Origin of the sequence: Streptacidiphilus sp. EB129 (genome assembly GCF_041262645.1) — a bacterium.
In the GTDB taxonomy this organism is placed as follows: Bacteria; Actinomycetota; Actinomycetes; order Streptomycetales; family Streptomycetaceae; genus Streptacidiphilus.
In genome coordinates, this window is record NZ_JBGCCS010000019.1 from 132,331 (window position 1) to 149,275 (window position 16,945).

The 16,945-nt window shown below is 73.1% G+C and carries 14 protein-coding genes; 10 read left to right on the forward strand and 4 right to left on the reverse strand.

Features of this window, described 5'->3' with window-relative positions:
- Positions 1 to 35 precede the first annotated feature (35 nt).
- The 3 genes from ABH925_RS23210 to ABH925_RS23220 all read left to right on the forward strand — a co-directional run bounded on the left by ABH925_RS23210 (position 36) and on the right by ABH925_RS23220 (position 5,940).
- On the forward strand, positions 36 to 305 hold the full coding sequence (locus ABH925_RS23210; protein WP_370150732.1) for a WhiB family transcriptional regulator: 270 nt from the start codon (positions 36 to 38) through the stop codon (positions 303 to 305).
- Between the two features lie 230 nt (positions 306 to 535).
- Positions 536 to 4,477, forward strand: a complete 3,942-nt coding sequence (locus ABH925_RS23215) for a glycosyltransferase (RefSeq protein WP_370150733.1) — start codon at positions 536 to 538, stop codon at positions 4,475 to 4,477.
- Between the two features lie 5 nt (positions 4,478 to 4,482).
- Complete coding sequence (locus ABH925_RS23220; protein ID WP_370150734.1) at positions 4,483 to 5,940, forward strand: DUF5719 family protein; 1,458 nt, start codon at positions 4,483 to 4,485, stop codon at positions 5,938 to 5,940.
- A gap of 15 nt (positions 5,941 to 5,955) precedes the next feature.
- On the opposite strand, the gene ABH925_RS23225 is transcribed toward ABH925_RS23220, so the two are convergent.
- Positions 5,956 to 6,423, reverse strand: a complete 468-nt coding sequence (locus ABH925_RS23225; RefSeq protein ID WP_370150735.1) for a metallopeptidase family protein — start codon at positions 6,421 to 6,423, stop codon at positions 5,956 to 5,958.
- Between the two features lie 80 nt (positions 6,424 to 6,503).
- Between ABH925_RS23225 and ABH925_RS23230 the strand changes: the two genes are divergently transcribed.
- The 5 genes from ABH925_RS23230 to manA all read left to right on the forward strand — a co-directional run bounded on the left by ABH925_RS23230 (position 6,504) and on the right by manA (position 11,352).
- Entirely contained in the window at positions 6,504 to 6,893 is a 390-nt protein-coding gene (locus ABH925_RS23230) for a DUF3499 domain-containing protein (RefSeq protein WP_370150757.1), read from the forward strand.
- 86 nt (positions 6,894 to 6,979) lie between these two features.
- A complete protein-coding gene (locus ABH925_RS23235; protein ID WP_370150736.1) occupies positions 6,980 to 8,371 on the forward strand; it encodes a phosphomannomutase/phosphoglucomutase in 1,392 nt (463 codons plus the stop codon).
- Positions 8,372 to 8,560: 189 nt separating this feature from the next.
- Positions 8,561 to 8,749 carry a Trm112 family protein gene (locus tag ABH925_RS23240; protein WP_370150737.1) on the forward strand — a complete coding sequence of 63 codons (189 nt, stop codon included), beginning with the start codon at positions 8,561 to 8,563 and terminating at the stop codon, positions 8,747 to 8,749.
- Positions 8,750 to 8,779: 30 nt separating this feature from the next.
- Positions 8,780 to 10,105, forward strand: coding sequence for an SIS domain-containing protein (locus tag ABH925_RS23245; protein ID WP_370150738.1), 1,326 nt, complete (start codon positions 8,780 to 8,782; stop codon positions 10,103 to 10,105).
- 35 nt (positions 10,106 to 10,140) lie between these two features.
- Positions 10,141 to 11,352 carry a mannose-6-phosphate isomerase, class I gene (manA, locus tag ABH925_RS23250; RefSeq protein WP_370150739.1) on the forward strand — a complete coding sequence of 404 codons (1,212 nt, stop codon included), beginning with the start codon at positions 10,141 to 10,143 and terminating at the stop codon, positions 11,350 to 11,352.
- 44 nt (positions 11,353 to 11,396) lie between these two features.
- On the opposite strand, the gene ABH925_RS23255 is transcribed toward manA, so the two are convergent.
- From ABH925_RS23255 to ABH925_RS23265, 3 genes are all read right to left on the reverse strand, one after another.
- Positions 11,397 to 11,900, reverse strand: a complete 504-nt coding sequence (locus ABH925_RS23255) for a hypothetical protein (protein WP_370150741.1) — start codon at positions 11,898 to 11,900, stop codon at positions 11,397 to 11,399.
- A 58-nt stretch (positions 11,901 to 11,958) separates the two neighbouring features.
- Positions 11,959 to 12,789 carry a heavy metal-binding domain-containing protein gene (locus tag ABH925_RS23260; protein ID WP_370150742.1) on the reverse strand — a complete coding sequence of 277 codons (831 nt, stop codon included), beginning with the start codon at positions 12,787 to 12,789 and terminating at the stop codon, positions 11,959 to 11,961.
- A 101-nt stretch (positions 12,790 to 12,890) separates the two neighbouring features.
- Positions 12,891 to 13,910 carry a heavy metal-binding domain-containing protein gene (locus tag ABH925_RS23265; protein WP_370150743.1) on the reverse strand — a complete coding sequence of 340 codons (1,020 nt, stop codon included), beginning with the start codon at positions 13,908 to 13,910 and terminating at the stop codon, positions 12,891 to 12,893.
- Between the two features lie 516 nt (positions 13,911 to 14,426).
- Here ABH925_RS23265 and ahcY point away from each other — a divergent pair.
- Together ahcY and ABH925_RS23275 are read left to right on the forward strand one after the other, a co-directional pair.
- Positions 14,427 to 15,875: an adenosylhomocysteinase gene (gene ahcY, locus ABH925_RS23270; protein WP_370150744.1), complete on the forward strand. Its 1,449-nt coding sequence runs from the start codon at positions 14,427 to 14,429 to the stop codon at positions 15,873 to 15,875.
- 87 nt (positions 15,876 to 15,962) lie between these two features.
- A complete protein-coding gene (locus tag ABH925_RS23275) occupies positions 15,963 to 16,595 on the forward strand; it encodes a hypothetical protein (protein ID WP_370150745.1) in 633 nt (210 codons plus the stop codon).
- Positions 16,596 to 16,945 lie beyond the last annotated feature (350 nt).

Genomic DNA, 16,945 nt, shown 5'->3' on the forward strand with positions numbered 1-16,945 from the left:
GGGACGCACGCTGAAGAGGGGCAGGAGACGCGCTGATGAGCGAGCTCTTTGAACTGATGGTCGTCGACGAGGACGCCGGCGAGGAAGAGCTCGGCTGGCAGGAGCGAGCCCTGTGCGCCCAGACGGATCCGGAGTCCTTCTTTCCGGAGAAGGGCGGCTCCACCCGCGAGGCCAAGAAGGTCTGCCTGGCCTGCGAGGTCCGCTCCGAGTGCCTGGAGTACGCACTGGCCAACGACGAGCGCTTCGGCATCTGGGGCGGACTCTCCGAGCGGGAGCGCCGCCGCCTCAAGAAGGCAGTCGTCTGACGGGGGCGCCCGCCTGACGCACCGAAACCCGCTCTGACCTGTGCCCCGCCCGGCCACCGTGCCCGGCGGGGCACAGCCGCGTCCGGCCGGGCAACCGGTCCGGCCCGCTCCGATTTCCGCACCGGCCCCGTACCCCGTCGGAATCAACCGTTAGTCTGGGGCGCTCCGGAGCGCGCCGCAGCGCATTCTCCGGGACCCTGACCTCCAGCGAACCGGGGCCTGCCACCGCGATGACTGCCACAGCCACGAATCCCTATGGCCAGGCCGCAGGCAGGCCGCCTGCCTACCCGCGGCACCTGGTCACCGCCGTGCTGGTCAGCCATGACGGCTCCCGCTGGCTGCCGCAGGCGCTGAACGGACTGCTCGGCCAGGACCGCCCGGCCCAGCGGATCCTCGCAGCCGACACCGGCTCCACCGACCGGTCCCCGCAACTGCTCGCCGACGCGCTCGGCTCGGAGTCGGTGTACCAGTACGGGCGGCGCACCGGCTTCGGTACCGCCGTCAACGAGACCGTGCGGGCGACCAGCCCGCTGCGGCCCGAGGACCTCCCCTACGCCATCTCCGCGGCCGGCTACGACCCGGTCGGCGGCGCGCAGCACGGACAGTTCGGCGACCCGCTCGGGCACCACGACGAACTCGCCGCCGACCAGCTGCTGGCCGGCGGCTCCACCGAGCCGGTCGAGTGGCTCTGGCTGCTCCACGACGACTGCGAGCCGCACCCCGACGCGCTGCGGCAGCTGCTCCAGGTCGCCGAGACCACCCCGAGCGCCGCCGTCATCGGCCCCAAGCTCCGCAGCTGGTACGACAAGCGGCAGCTGCTGGAGGTCGGTGTCAGCATCGCCCGCAGCGGCCGCCGCTGGACCGGCCTGGACCGCCGCGAGCAGGACCAGGGCCAGCGCGACCAGGTCCGCCCGGTTCTCTCGGTCTCCAGCGCCGGCATGCTGATCCGCCGCGACGTCTTCGAGGACCTCGGCGGATTCGACCCGGCGCTGCCGCTGATGCGCGACGACGTCGACCTGTGCTGGCGGGTCGCCGCCGCCGGACACCGCACCGTGGTCGCCCCTGACGCGATCCTGCGGCACGCCGAGGCCGCCAGCCGCGAGCGCCGCCCGGTGGACGCCGGACGGGTCGACCGGCCGCACCGCGTCGACAAGGCCGGTGCCGTCTACACCCTGCTGACCAACTCCCGTGGCGCGCTGCTGCCCTACCTGCTGGTGCGGATCACCGTCAGCACGGTGCTGCGCTGCCTCGGCTACCTGCTGGGCAAGACCCCCGGCCAGGCCATGGACGAGGTGGCCGGGCTCGGCCATGTGCTGCTGCGCTTCGGCGGCGTCCTCGCCGGCCGGGTCCGCCGCCGGCGTACCCGCGGCCACGACGCCCTGGACGACCGCAGCCTGTTCCCCGCGCCCGGTGCCACCACCCGCGCCGCCGTGGAGAACCTGGTCGCCGAGTTCGCCGGCCGGACCGGCAGCGAGGCACAGTCCAGCCGGCACGGCTCGGTCGAGTCCGGGCCGGTCGACGACGACTCCGAGTTCCTGGAGATCGAGCAGTTCGCCAGGCTCAAGCGGATCGCCAGGAAGCCGGCCCCGGTGCTCTTCGCCGGGCTGCTGCTGCTCACCCTGGTCGCCTGCCGCGGCCTGCTCGGCTCGGGCACGCTCTTCGGCGGCGCCCTGCTGCCCACCCCCGGCGGCGCCACCGACCTGTGGGAGCAGTACGCCGCCAGCTGGCAGACCAACGGCGTCGGCTCGGCCGGCGGCGCGCCCCCGTACCTCGGGGTGCTGGCCGTGCTGTCCAGCATCCTGCTGGGCAACCCCGGCCTCGCCGTCAGCCTGCTGCTGATCCTCACCGTTCCGCTCGCCGGGGTGTCCGCGTACCTGGTGTCCCGGCCGCTGATCGGCTCCCGGCTGGTCCGCGCCTGGGCCAGCGCCGGTTACGCCCTGCTGCCCGCCGCCACCGGCGCGATCGCGCAGGGCCGGCTGGGCACCGCCGTACTGGCGATGCTGCTGCCACCGCTGGCCCGCGCCGCCGCCGTGGCCGTCGGCCTGGGCATCCGCCGCGAGACCGCGGCCCGGGGCGGACGACCGGGCTGGCGCAGCGCCTGGGTCGCCGCGCTGCTGCTCACCGTCGCCACCGCCTTCGTCCCGCTCGCCTGGGTGCTCGGCCTGCTGCTCGCGGCCGGTGCGCTGGTCGCCGCCCACCTGCGCGGCGGGGCCTTCGGCAGTGGTGTGGACGCGCTGCGGGCCCTCGGCCCGCGCTGCCTCGCGATCGTCGGCACGCCGCTGCTGGTGCTGTCGCCCTGGTCGCTGAGCCTGCTGCTGAACCCCGGCCGGCTGCTGCTGGAGGCCGGCATCCCCGGGGCGGTCGGACCCACCGCCACCCCGACCGGGCTGCTGCTGCTCGACCCGGGCGGCAGCGGCACCGTCCCCGGCCTGCTGATGACCGGTGTGGTGCTGGCCGCGCTCGCCGCGCTGCTGCGCTCCGACCGCCGCCGCGCCGTGATCGCCGCCTGGGGCGCGGCCGCGCTCGGCATCCTCGGCGCGGTGCTCTCCGGCAGCGCCCAGGTGGTCCCCGGAACCGGTGCCCAGGCGGTGTCGGCCTGGGCCGGCCCGTCCACGCTGCTCGCCGGGATCGCCCTGCTCTCCGCCGCCGCCATCGGCGCGGACGGCGCCAGGGACCGGGTGGCCGGCATCGACTTCGGCTGGCGGCAGCCGGTCGCCGCCCTGGTCGTGGTCGCGGCCGCGGTCGCACCGGTGGCCGCGGCCGGCTGGTGGCTGCTGCACGGCGCGGGCGGCCCGCTGCAGCTCGGCAACGGCCAGCTGGTGCCCGCCTTCATCGCCCAGCAGGCGCAGACCGTCGACCAGACCCGCACCCTGGTGCTGCGCACCGGCAACTCCGGCGCGGTGGTCTCCTACTCGCTGGTCCGCGGCGCCGGTCCGACCATCGGCAGCGCCGAGGCGCAGGCGGTGGCCGGACCCTCCAAGGACCTGGCCACGCTGGTCGGCAACCTCACCGCGGGCGCGGGCGGCGACCAGGCCACCGCGCTGGCCGGCTTCGCCGTGCAGTACGTGCTGGTGCAGGCGCCGGTGAGCGCCCAGCTGGGCGACATCCTGGACGCCACCGCCGGCCTGACCAAGCTGAACCAGCAGACCCAGGCCACCATCTGGCGGGTCACCCAGAACGTCTCCCGGGTCGTGGTCCGCACCCCCGGCAGCCCGGACGTCTCCGTCCCGGCCCAGGCCGTGGACGTGGACGCGACCCTGCCCGCCGGCGCCGCCGGCCGGGTGCTCCGGCTGGCCGACCAGGCCGACCCGGCCTGGCACGCCACCCTGGACGGCAAGGCGCTGACCCCGGTCACCGTCGACGGCTGGGCCCAGGGCTTCCAGCTGCCCTCGGACGGCGGCAGGCTGGCAGTGGGTTACAGCGAGAGCCCGGTCCACCTGGTCTGGATCGGCGGCCAGTGCTTCCTCGCGTTGGTGGTGCTGGTGCTGGCGCTTCCGGGCCGACGCGACCGCAACGACGACGACCTGCCGGAGGAGGCCGAGGGCGAGGCACAGGCGGCTGCCGAGCCGCCGCTGCCCGGCTCCCGCCGGGCCCGCCGGATGGCGGCCGACGCCGACGGCGACCCGGCCGCGGCGGAGCAGCCGCTGTACTCGACGGGCCCTGCCTCGACGGACCCCGCCGTGACGGACCCCGGCGCGGAGCGCGAGCCGGTGCCGGTGGCGGCGGCCGGGTCGGAGCAGGCGGGCTGGCAGCAGCCGGCGTCCCAGCCCTACGGCTGGGACCAGTACGGCAGCGGGCAGTTCGCGGAGCCCCAGCCCTTCCCGACTCCGCAGCAGGACCAGCAGCAGTTCCCGCAGCAGGGCTACGAGCAGCAGCAGTACCCCGGCCAGCCCTACCCGCAGCAGGAGGGCTACCCGCAGGGCTACCCCGGCCAGGGCTACCCGCCCGAGCAGGGCTATCCCGAGCAGCCCTACTACGGCGGTTACGACCAGCAGCAGGCGTACGAGGGCCGGCCGCCGCAGCCCGGGCCGGGCTACTCCTGGTCCGGCGGCCCCGCCGTCCCGGGGCAGGCCGGGCCGCACCATGACACCGGGACGTACGGCTCGCTGCCGCCCGACGACCCGTGGCTGCAGGCACCGCAGCCGCCCCACCACGACGAAGCCGGGAGCTGACCGAGATGATCAGCCGCACCACGCAGTCCCTGCTCGGCGCCGTCGGCGTGCTCGTCATCGCCGTGGGGATCGCCGAGGTCCACCCGCCGACCGGACAGGCGGTCGCCACCGGGGCGACCGTGCTCACGGCGGTGCAGCACACCCGGCTGGTCTGCCCGCCGCCGCTGCAGGGCGCGGACGGCAGCACCGTCTACAGCCTGGCCGTCCCCGGACTGCCGGCCGCCGGGGCCACGGCGGGCGGTTCCGGCACCGGCGCGGCCGCCCTCGGGCCGCTGTCCGGCGCCGCACTGGCCCAGCAGTCGCAGACCGGCGGGTCGACCACGGCCAAGGCCGCGGCGGGTGACAAGGCCCCGGCCCTGACCGGCACCGGCGACGGCGCGGCGGCCCCCGGCTTCACCGTGCAGCAGACGACGTCCGGGCCCGGCAGGACCCTCTCCGGCACCGGTTGCACCACCCCCGGCACCGACTTCTGGTTCGCCGGGGCCGACTCCGCCAAGGGCAGCAACGACTACGTCGAGCTGACCAACGCCGAGAGCAGCGGCGCCGACGTCGACATCCAGATCCTCGGCCCCGGCGGTGACGTGGAGAACACCTCCGCCTCCAATCTGAACGTCCCGGCCGGCGGCACCACCTCGCTGCTGCTGTCCACGCTGCTCGGCCCGGGGAGCGACAACACCTCGCTGGCGGTGCACGTGGTGGTCCGCTCCGGCAGGGTCGCCGCGGCGCTGCACGCCGACAGCGGTTCGAAGGGCGCGGACTGGATTCCGGCGACCACGCTCGCGGGCACCCAGGTGATCCCCGGACTCCCCGGCGACCTCAGTGACGCGGTCCTGGTGGTGGCCGCCCCCGGCACCGCCGACGCCGACCTGAAGGTCCAGCTGGCCTCGCAGAACAGCTGGATCACCCCTGCCGGGCACGAGACCGTGCATGTGAAGGCGGGCATGGTCACCGTCGTCGACCTGGGCAACCTGACCCGGGGTCAACCGGCCGCGCTGCGGCTCACTCCGTCCGATCCGACCCAGCCGACCCCGGTGGTGGCCGGGATCGAGGTCGTGCGCAGCGGCAGGAACGGCACCGACACCGGCTACCTGGCCGGCATCGGCCCGATCGGCCGGCGGGCCACGGTCGCCGGGAACTCCAACGCGGACAGCACCCTGCTGCTGTCCGCGACGGACACCGCCGCCACGGTGAAGGTCAGCGCGATCGGCAACGGCGGCACGCCGGCGAGCCAGAACGTGCAGATCCAGGCCGGTACGACGGTCTCGGTGGCGCTCAAGGGTCCGGACGGCGGCACCTTCGCGGTGACGGTCGAGCCGGTCTCCGGCGGCCCCGTCTACGCGGCGCGCATGATCGGCCGCGACGACGGCTCGGTGCCGACCTTCACCGAGCAGCAGTTCGGCGACGACCACAGCACCGTGCAGATCCCGCACACCGTGCAGAACGACTCCATCCTGATGCCCTGACGGGGCCGGTCGGGCTCAGTCGCCGTCGGGGGCGGAGTCGATCGCGTCCGGGTCCATGCCGAGCAGCTCGGCGACCTGCTCCACGACGATCTCGTGGACCAGCGCGGCCCGGTCGTCCCGCCCCTTGGCGCGGGTCTCCACCGGGCGGCGGTAGACCACGATCCGGGCCGGACGGCCCTTCTCGGCCGGGAACAGCCGCCCCAGCGGCACCTCGTCCGCGCGCAGCTCCGACGGTTCCGGCTCCGGCTCGCCGGGCAGCGGCACCGGCACGTCCTGGACCGCGAACTCCACCTCGGCCAGCTGCGGCCAGCGCCGCTCCAGCCGCTCGACGGACTCGCGCACGTAGTCGTCGAACTGCTCGGAGCGGCTGAGCGACAGCGGCACCTGCGGGGGTGCCAGCGGCCCGCGCAGCCCACGGCCGTGCCGGTCCCGGCGCCGGGGGCGCTGGTCTGCGGCGGTCTCTGCGGATGCTGGTCTGTCCATCCTGGCAACACTAGTCACTTCTCGGCCTGGGCAGCTGATTCAGGGCGACACGGGGGCGGGTCGTCGCGGACAGGTCGCCCATTGAGGTACCGTCCATCGTCGTGAGCCCTGTACGTCGCTGTTCGCGCACCGCGTGCGGTCGTCCTGCCGTCGCGACGCTGACGTACGTCTACGCGGACTCGACGGCCGTACTCGGCCCGCTCGCCACCTATGCCGAACCGCACTGCTACGACCTCTGCGCCGAGCACTCCGAGCGGCTCACCGCCCCGCGCGGCTGGGAGGTCGTCCGGCTCACCGTGGACTCCGGCCCGATCCGCCCCAGCGGCGACGATCTGGAGGCCCTGGCGAACGCCGTCCGCGAGGCCGCCCGCCCGCCGGTCCGGCGCCAGGACGGTGGCGGCCCGGCCGATCCGACCGAGGTGGGCCGCCGCGGCCACCTGCGGGTTCTCCGGTCGCCGGAAACCCCGTAGCCGCCCGGCCTGGTCGGCCGTACCTCGGCACCCGGTAATCTCCCCCTGTCAGTGATGCGCGTGGACGAGAACGACGGAGACCCCGAGTGCGTGACCTCAAGCAGATCGTGAAGGCGTACGACGTTCGCGGCGTGGTCCCCGACCAGTGGGACACCGACCTCGCGCGGGCCTTCGGAGCGGCTTTCGTTCAGGTCACCGCGGCCGCCGGCGGCGCGATCGTGGTCGGCCACGACATGCGCCCCTCCTCGCCCGGCCTCTCCCGCGCCTTCGCCGAGGGCGCCGCCGCCCAGGGGGCGGACGTCGTCGAGATCGGGCTGTGCTCGACCGACCAGCTGTACTTCGCCAGCGGCAAGCTGGACCTGCCCGGCGCCATGTTCACCGCCAGCCACAACCCGGCCCGGTACAACGGCATCAAGATGTGCCGGGCGGGCGCGTCGCCGGTCGGCGAGGACACCGGCCTGGTCGAGATCCGCGAGCTGGTGGAGTCCTGGACCGCCGCCGACGGCGGCGTCACCCTCCCGGTCGCCGACGTCCCGGCGGGCGGCATCACCCAGCAGGACGAACTCCAGGCGTACTCGGACCACCTGCGCGGCCTGGTCGACCTCACCGGCATCCGCCCGCTCAGGGTGGCCGTGGACGCCGGCAACGGCATGGGCGGCCACACCGTCCCGACCGTTCTCGGCGGCCTGCCGCTGGACATCGTCCCGATGTACTTCGAGCTGGACGGCACCTTCCCCAACCACGAGGCCAACCCGCTCGACCCGAAGAACCTGGTCGACCTGCAGGCCAGGGTCCGCGAGGTCGGCGCCGACATCGGCCTGGCCTTCGACGGCGACGCCGACCGCTGCTTCGTGGTCGACGAGCGCGGCGAGCCGGTCTCCCCCTCGGCGATCACCGCCCTGGTCGCGGTGCGGGAGCTGGCCCGCGCCCAGGCCGACGGCGAGGCCGAGCCGGTGATCATCCACAACCTGATCACCTCCTGGACCGTGCCCGAGGTGGTCCGCGAGCACGGCGGCACCGTCGTCCGCACCCGCGTCGGCCACTCCTTCATCAAGCAGGAGATGGCCCGCACCAACGCCGTCTTCGGCGGTGAGCACTCCGCGCACTACTACTTCCGCGACTTCTGGCGCGCCGACACCGGCATGCTCGCCGCGATGCACGTCCTGGCCGCGCTCGGCGCCCAGCAGGGAACGCTGTCGGGCCTGGTGGCCGAGTACGACCGCTACGCCGCCTCCGGCGAGATCAACAGCACCGTGGACGACCAGGCGGCCAGCGCCGCAGCGGTCCGGGCCGCCTACGCGGACCGGCCCGGGGTCGGCTTCGACGAACTGGACGGGCTCACCGTGACCGACACCGACTGGTGGTTCAACCTGCGCGCCTCCAACACCGAGCCGCTGCTGCGCCTCAACGTCGAGGCCCGCGACCGGGCGACCATGGCGAAGGTCCGCGACGAGGTCCTCGCCATCGTCCGGGCCTGACCCGCCCCGCCGCATCCGCGCACCCGCCCGGCCCCCCGCCCGTCCCCGCGGCCCGGTCGCACCCCGCGTCCGGCCGCAGGGCCGCAGCGGACGACAGCGGGCGGCGGTAGGCTGGCGTCCCCTCCGTATCCACCCGATCCGGAACCACCCGACCGCCGCCGTCCCGACCACCCCCGGAGCCCCCAGGCCATGAGCATCGACCCCGCCCTGCTGGAGATCTTCGCCTGTCCGCAGTGCCACGCGCCGCTGCGCGAGGCCGCCGCCGACGGGGACGCCGGAGAGGAACTGGTCTGCACCTCGGCCGACTGCGGTCTGGCCTACCCCGTGCGGGACGGCATTCCGGTGCTGCTCGTCGACGAGGCCCGCCGACCCGCCTGACCACCGGACCCAGGACCAGGAGGCCACCGCATGTTCGAGGAGTGGGTTCTGGACGACCCCGACGCGCTGGTCCGTGCCGACGCGTCGAACGTACTGCTGGACCTGGCGTCGGCCGGGGCCACGGTACGCACCGCCGTACGCCTGGCCGGCGAGTCCGGCCTGGACCGGCTGCGCCCCGAGGGCCGGCCCCGGGCCGTCCTGGTCGCCGGGCACGGCACCGCCGCCCTCGCCGCGGATCTCTTCGCCGCCCTCGCCGGGGCGGCCTGCCCGGTCCTGGTGCTCCGCCCGGCCGGCTGGGAGGGCGACGTCCAGGGCGACTTCACCTACGGCCTGGACTGGGCCCTGCCCGGCTGGGCCGGGCCGTCCGACCTGGTGCTGGTGCTCTCCCCGACCGGCATGGAGCCCGGCCTCGTCGCCCTGGTCGAGCAGGCCTACGGGCGCGGCTCCTCCGTCGTCACGGTGGCACCGGCGGGCACCGACCTCGCCGAGGCGGCACTGCAGGCCCGCGGCCTCGCGCTGCCCTGCCCGCCGACCGCGGAAGCGCGACGGCACCCCAGGCCCGACACCGACCTGCCCCGGGAGACCCCGTCCACGCTCTGGGGTCTGCTCACCCCGGTCCTCGCGCTGGCCGACCGGATCGGCCTGATCCCGGTCCCGCCCGCCTCCCTGCAGGCGGCCGCCGACCAGCTGGACGAGATGGCGGTGCGCTGCGGCCCCTCCGCCGAGACCTACGTCAACCCGGCGAAGTCCCTCGCCATCCAGCTCGACGGCGTGCTCCCGGTGCTGTGGAGCGACGGCCCGCTGACGGCCGCCGTCGCCCGGCGCTTCGCCGCGATGCTCGCCGACCAGGCCGCCCGTCCGGCCGTGACCGGGATGCTGCCGGAGGCCCTGCACACCCAGCGCGGCCTGCTCACCGGCGGGCTGGCCGCCGAGACCGGGGACGACGACTTCTTCCGCGACCGCACCGAGGACACCGAGGCGCTGCGGCTCAAGCTGCTGATGCTGCGCCACATCCCGCGGTCGGAGCCGGTCCCGGACGCCGGGGGGACCCCACCCGGCGGAAACGGCGGCAGTGGTGACAACGGTGGCAACGGCGGCGGCTCCGAGGGGCCCGGTGAGGCGTCCGGCGGACCCCTCGACGAGGAACCCGCGGCCTCGCGGCGGACCCTGGCCCGCGCCCGGCGCCTCGCCGACGACCACCAGGTCGCCTTCGCCGAGCTCAGCACCCCGCACCGGGACGTGGTGCGGGCGATGGCGGAACTCGTCGCCCTGACCGATTTCGCCGCCGTGTACCTCACTCTGGCCGCCTCCGGCGCCCCGGACCTCGCCGCCGGCGCGGCGGCCCCCGAAGGCTGACCCGTGACCGACCACGAACGATCTGGATCTCTGCCTTGGACCGCCTGACCAACACCGTCCGCCCCTACGCGTGGGGCTCGCGGACGCTGCTGCCGTCCCTGCTCGGCACACCGCCCACCGGTGAACCCCAGGCGGAGCTGTGGATGGGCGCCCACCCGGGCGCGCCCTCCGTCCTCGACCGCGGCACCGGACCGCGGCCCCTGGACCAGGTCATCGCGGCGGACCCCGAGGGCGAACTGGGCGAGGCCGTGGTCGGCCGCTTCGGCCCCACCCTGCCGTTCCTGCTCAAGGTGCTGGCGGCCGGCGAACCGCTCTCGCTCCAGGTGCACCCCGATCTCGACCAGGCCCGGGCCGGCTTCGCCGGGGAGGAGTCCCGCGGTGTCCCGGTCGACGCCCCGAACCGCAACTACAAGGACGCCAACCACAAGCCCGAGCTCATCTGCGCGGTCGGCGAGGACGGCGAGGAGTTCGTCGGCCTGTGCGGCTTCCGCGACCCGCTCGACACCGCCCGGCTGCTGGACCTGATCGGGGTGCCCGCACTGGCCCCGCTCTCCGAGATCCTGCGGGTCAAGCCCGAGCCCGAGGCCCTGCGCGAGGTGCTCACCTCGATCCTCACCACCGACCAGGACACCATGGCGTGCACCGTCCAGCAGACCGTGGACGCCCTGGACCTCGCCGCGCAGACCGCCGACGCCGGATCCGCCGCCGCCCTGCGCTCCTACGCCGCCGTCGGCCGGGCCTTCCCCGGCGACCCCGGCGTGATCGCCGCGCTGCTGCTCAACCACATCCGGCTGCAGCCGGGGGAGGCCCTCTACCTGGGCGCGGGCGTTCCGCACGCCTATCTCAGCGGCATCGGGGTGGAGATCCTGGCCAACTCCGACAACGTGGTCCGCTGCGGGCTCACCCCGAAGCACGTGGACATCCCCGAACTGCTTCACATCGTCGACTTCCGCAGCACCCGGCCGGCCGTGCTCCACCCCGTCCCGGTCCCCGGATCGGACGGTGAGGAGGTGTATCCCACCCCCATCGACGAGTTCAGGCTCTCCCGCTTCACGTCCTCCGGCACCGTGCCCGCCGCGACCCCGCAGATCCTGCTCTGCACCGGCGGGACGGCGGAGCTCAGCTCCGCTGACGGATCATCACTCACCCTGCGCAGCGGTGAGTCCGTCTTCATCCCGGCCGGTGGCCCGGACCTCGCACTCGGCGGCGAGGGCGTGACCCTCTTCCGCGCCACCGTCTCGGTCTGACCCCCGCCGCCGGACAGCCCCGCCGCCGGACAGCCCCGCGACCGTCAGCCGCCCAGGACCAGCTTCTCCAGGGCCGCCCTGGCCCGCGCGTCGGACTGCGCCCGCAGCGACACCGCCTGCGCCAGCTCCGTCGCCCACTCGTCCAGGCCCACCGGCGTGCGCGACAGCACCACCCCGCGCACCACCTTGGCCACCTCCCCCTGCGGACGCCCGTGCGCCAGCGTCAGGATCAGCCGCCGGTCGTCCAGCGACACCTCCAGCTTCTCCACCCTGCCCTCGCGTCCGGACAGCCGGTCGCTCATGCTGCGCTTGCGCTCGACCGTCACCGAGCCCTGCGGCAGGGCGTCCGCCAGTGAGCCGGTGAGCACGGTGACGTAGATCTCCAGATCGGCGGAGTCCCGCCGCAACGCGGCGGCCAGCATGTCGATCGACGCCTCCGGAACCGCCGGCTCACCGTCCACCGCACCGTGCGCGCCCGCCGGACCACTCGGCTCGACCGGACCGCCGGCGTCCTCCGACCGGGCCGGCAACGGATCATGCTCGCTCATCGTGTATCCCCGAACTCAAGAACCCAAGCTGACGGACCTGATTGACACCATGAGCCTCTCACCCGTCGAGACTCAGCACCATCGTGGGTCGCTCGATCTCGTGGTCCGCCCGCAGCGGCCGGACCGCCGTGCCGATCGAGAAGAACTCCGTGGTGTGTCCGCCCCAGCGGTGGTTGTGCGCGTTGAGCTGCACCCCCACCACGCCCTCGGCGTGCAGCGCCTCGGCCTCCGCCTGCATCCGCGCCATGGCCAGCTCGCGGGCGTCGTAGAGGGCCTGGGTGAACTGCTCGATCTCGACGTTCTTGCCCAGGTTGGAGAACACCGCGCCCATCTTCTGGTGTGCGATGTGGTAGACGCAGGTCCCCATCACCATGCCGAGCGGCGCGTAGCCGGCCCGGATCAGCGTCCAGAAGTCCTGCCCGGACAGGTCCGAGGTGAACGGCTGGTTCTTGTTGTTGCGCCAGCTGCCGCCCCCGGGCGGCGGGGCGTCGGCCTTCACCGCCGTGCCGATGGCGATGAACTCGGCGACGTCGTTGCCGAACTCCCTGGCCTCCACCGTCAGCCGGACGCCCACGATGCCGTCGGCGCCCAGTGCCGCGGCCTCCGCCTCCATCCGGGTCATCGCCAGCTCACGCGCGTGGTACATCGCCTGGCTGAGGGTTTCCAGCTCCTGGTTCTTGCCCCAGCGGCCGATCTGGATGCCCACGTGGTAGATCGAACTGCCGAGCACCAGGCCGATCGGCTTGAAGCCCGCCTCGCGCACCAGCAGGAACTCGTTCACCGTCAGGTCACTGGTGAAGATCGACCCGGGCTTCCCGGGCTGCAGCTCCGCCAGTCGTCGCATCGCATCCGCGGGAACGCCCTCAGCGCTCGGCTGCGTGTTCGTCATATCGCTTACCCCTCATCACACCAAGCAGTTCGGACAACCCGTACGGACAGTCGTACCGTCGGACCCGGAGCCGGTTCGGTCACCAGCCGCGGGACCGGTGGTCACTCGTTCAACTCGCTGATCTCCTGCACCAGCCGCCGGTACTCGCCGCGGTCCCCGTAGGGGCTCGACGCCACCGCCGCCAGCCGCCTGCGCAGCCGGTCGCCCCGGTCGCCCAGCGGCATCACCGACAGGGTGCGCGGCTGCTGCTTCCGGACCGTGAACCGGGCGATGGTGGTGCCCACCATCGTCGACTCGGCCACATGGTCCTCCTGCTCGGAGTTGTTGCGGCTGCGGGCCCGCATGCAGGACTCCCGCCAGACCCGGAGGCTGCTGTCGGCCATGACCACGCCGTCGCCGCCCTGCTTCGCGCCCTGGATCTGCAGCTGCCGGCGCGCGTCGGAGCGGATCTCGTGGACCAGCTCGCTCCAGCCGCTCATCTCCACGTTCCGCCAGGAGTACGCCTGGGACTGGGTGCGGTAGTCGTCGTGGCGCACCCCGATCGACATGCCCACCAGCAGTTCCACCGGCACCCACCCGGACCCGAGCAGCTTGGCGAAGCCCTGCCCGTCCAGGTGCGAGGTGAACGGGTGCCTGGGGCGGTAGTCGCCCCGGGCCCGCACCGCGGTCCCGATGACCTTGAACTCCAGGCAGTTCGGCTGGCCGATGAACGGCGCCATGGTCAGCGCCGCGGCCACCACTCCGTCCCCGCCCAGCGCCTGGCACTCGGCGGTCATCCGGCCCAGCGCGGTCCGCCGGGCCGTGTCGAAGACCCCCACCAGTGCGGCGGACGGGGCACCCCGTCCGGACAGCGCGACCGGGGCGTTGCCGACGTTGCCGTAGCTGTATCCGAAGCCCGCCCCGTTGTACTGGCAGTCGTGGTACCCCCAGTACCGGCCGCTGCGGCCGATGTGGAAGACAGCGGATCCCATCACCTGGCCCACCGGTTCGAAACCCACCGAGCGGATCGACGCGAACTCCCCGGTCGACAGCGCGGAGGTCCAGGTCCCGCTCCCGCGGACCTCGGTCATCCGTTCGGCCGCGGCCGGGGGCAGGCCCTGGCCGTTCCATGGCACCGACATCTGTCCCCTACTCCCGTCCGGCGGCTCGGCGGAGGACCGCCCACTGAACCCTAGGACGAAGATTCGACCGCGCGCATCGGAATGTACGCCTGTCTCGCGGAATCCATCAGACAGGCCCCACCCCCGGGTGTCGAGTCGGGCGTCAACGTCGCACTGACGGCCGCGACCCGGTCCGGAGCCCTCGGAGGACCGCTCGGGAACAGTTAGGGGAACGGCCACAACCCGGCCGTGCACCAGCATCGGAGGGGGTCGGCAGTGTAGATTCGATCCAGAGCCAGACGTCGCTGCTGATGGCGGTCGGCGGGTTCGGTCGACGGCACCCCCGGGTGCCGGAACGCCGGGCGCGCCGAGGGAGAGAGGGCCTCCGACGCACTGGGCCGCACCGGGTACGACCACGCGAACGCGCATGTTCCACGCGCTGTTGGCGCGGCTGGACACGCCCGCGGCCCGACCGTGCCCGTCCGAGCCCTCGCCGGAGTCCCCGGCGCCTCGTAGCGATAGCGATGGAGACCACGCATGTCTGCAAACCCCACGGCTGATTTCAAGGTCGCCGACCTCTCCCTGGCCGCCTTCGGCCGCAAGGAGATCCAGCTGGCCGAGCACGAGATGCCCGGCCTGATGTCCATCCGCAAGGAGTACGCGGCCTCCCAGCCGCTGGCCGGTGCCCGCATCACCGGTTCGCTGCACATGACGATCCAGACCGCGGTGCTCATCGAGACGCTGACGGCGCTGGGCGCGGACGTCCGCTGGTGCTCCTGCAACATCTTCTCCACCCAGGACCACGCCGCCGCGGCCATCGCCGTGGGCCCCGAGGGCACCCCGGAGAACCCGCAGGGCGTCCCCGTCTTCGCCTGGAAGGGGGAGACGCTGGCGGAGTACTGGTGGTGCACCGAGCAGGCGCTCACCTGGCCCGGCGAGGTCGGCCCGAACATGATCCTCGACGACGGCGGCGACGCCACGCTGCTGATCCACAAGGGCGTGGAGTACGAGAAGGCCGGCGCCGCGCCGGACCCCTCGACCGCCGACAACGACGAGTTCCGGCTCATCCTGGAGCTGCTCAACCGCACCCTGAAGGACTCCCCGCGCAAGTGGACCGAGGCCGCCGCCGCGATCAAGGGCGTCACCGAGGAGACCACCACCGGCGTGCACCGCCTGTACGAGATGCACCGCGACGGCTCCCTGCTGTTCCCGGCCATCAACGTCAACGACGCGGTCACCAAGTCCAAGTTCGACAACAAGTACGGCTGCCGCCACTCGCTGATCGACGGCATCAACCGCGCCACCGACGTCCTGATCGGCGGCAAGGTCGCGGTGGTCTGCGGCTACGGCGACGTCGGCAAGGGCTGCGCCGAGTCGCTGCGCGGCCAGGGCGCCCGCGTCATCGTCACCGAGATCGACCCGATCTGCGCCCTGCAGGCGGCGATGGACGGCTACCAGGTCACCACCCTGGAGGACGTGGTCGGCATCGCCGACATCTTCATCACCACCACCGGCAACAAGGACATCATCCTTGCGAGCCACATGGAGAAGATGAAGCACCAGGCCATCGTCGGCAACATCGGCCACTTCGACAACGAGATCGACATCGCCGGGCTGGGCAAGCTCCCCGGCATCGTCAGGACCGAGGTCAAGCCGCAGGTCCACGAGTGGCGCTTCGCCGACGGCCACACCATCATCCTGCTGTCCGAGGGCCGCCTGCTGAACCTCGGCAACGCGACCGGCCACCCCTCCTTCGTGATGTCGAACTCCTTCGCGAACCAGACCATCGCGCAGATCGAGCTGTTCACCAAGACCGAGGAGTACCCGGTCGGCGTGTACGTCCTGCCGAAGCACCTGGACGAGAAGGTCGCCCGCCTGCACCTGGACGCGCTGGGCGTGAAGCTCACCGTCCTCAGCGACGACCAGGCCGCCTACATCGGCGTGCCGGTCGAGGGCCCGTACAAGCCGGAGCAGTACCGCTACTGAGCGGCACAGCAGGGCATCGGTGAACCGATGCCGTCCGAGTGGCCGGCGCCGAAAGGTGCCGGTCACTCGGCCGTCTACAGTCGGACCATGCCCAGCGGTCGCTACTCGTTCTACGACACCCATGACCACACCCCTCTCGGTGAGGAACGCTTCAGCTGCGCCCCCGGGCCCTCCGGCTGGCGCTACACGGCTCAGACATTCACCCCGGACGGAACCCCCGACGGCTCCGTCGACCTCACCCTCGACTCACTCGCCCGCCCGCTGCGCCTGGAACTCCGCGCGGCCGGCTGGCTGATCCGCGGTGGCGCACTGGACGGGCTCACCTGGGTCCGCAGTCACCGGGACGATCCCGAGGGACTGCAGGCCCGCGAGGGCAACGACCGGGCGCACACGTTCGCCGGCCGTTCTCCGTCGTTCCTGATCGCGACCGCCCGGCTGCTGCGCCTCACGGAGGGCGCTTCCACGCGTGTCCGCGTCGTCGCCTTCACCGATCCGGTCCTCGCACCGCGCACCCTGGACCAGGGCTGGACTCTTGAGGGGATCGAAACACACCCCACTGACAGTGGCCCCCTCCAGGTCGAGCGCTACCGGGTCGCCGACCTGGAGACCGGTGACGAGGGCCTGGTGCACCTGGCCGGAGACGTCGTCCTGGCCGCGCCGGGCATCGAGCTCGAACAGCTCGAAAACCCACCGAGCAGAACCGTTGACCGGGCCGACTAGGCCGAGTAGGTTAGAACGGTTGCCTCCGGCTGGACAGGCCGTGAGGCGGCGGGTAGTCTCTGACTTCTCGCCTTTCGAGAGCGTCGAATCCCAGCGGAACTCCAGGCAGAAATGCCGGGTGGATGCTGTCCCGATATGCGTCGAAGGGTGCCCGTGAAAACGGGGTCGGAAAGCCTGATAAGCTTCCCGACGAAGGCGGAGGAATTCGCCCGGAGCTTTGCCGGAAACGAAATCGACTGGTTGGACCAGGAGAAACGGATCTGCTAAGCTTAACAACGAAGGAAGCGCCCGGAGGGGCCGGTGAAACGGTCTCGAAGGAAGCGTCCGCTCCTTGAGAACTCAACAGCGTG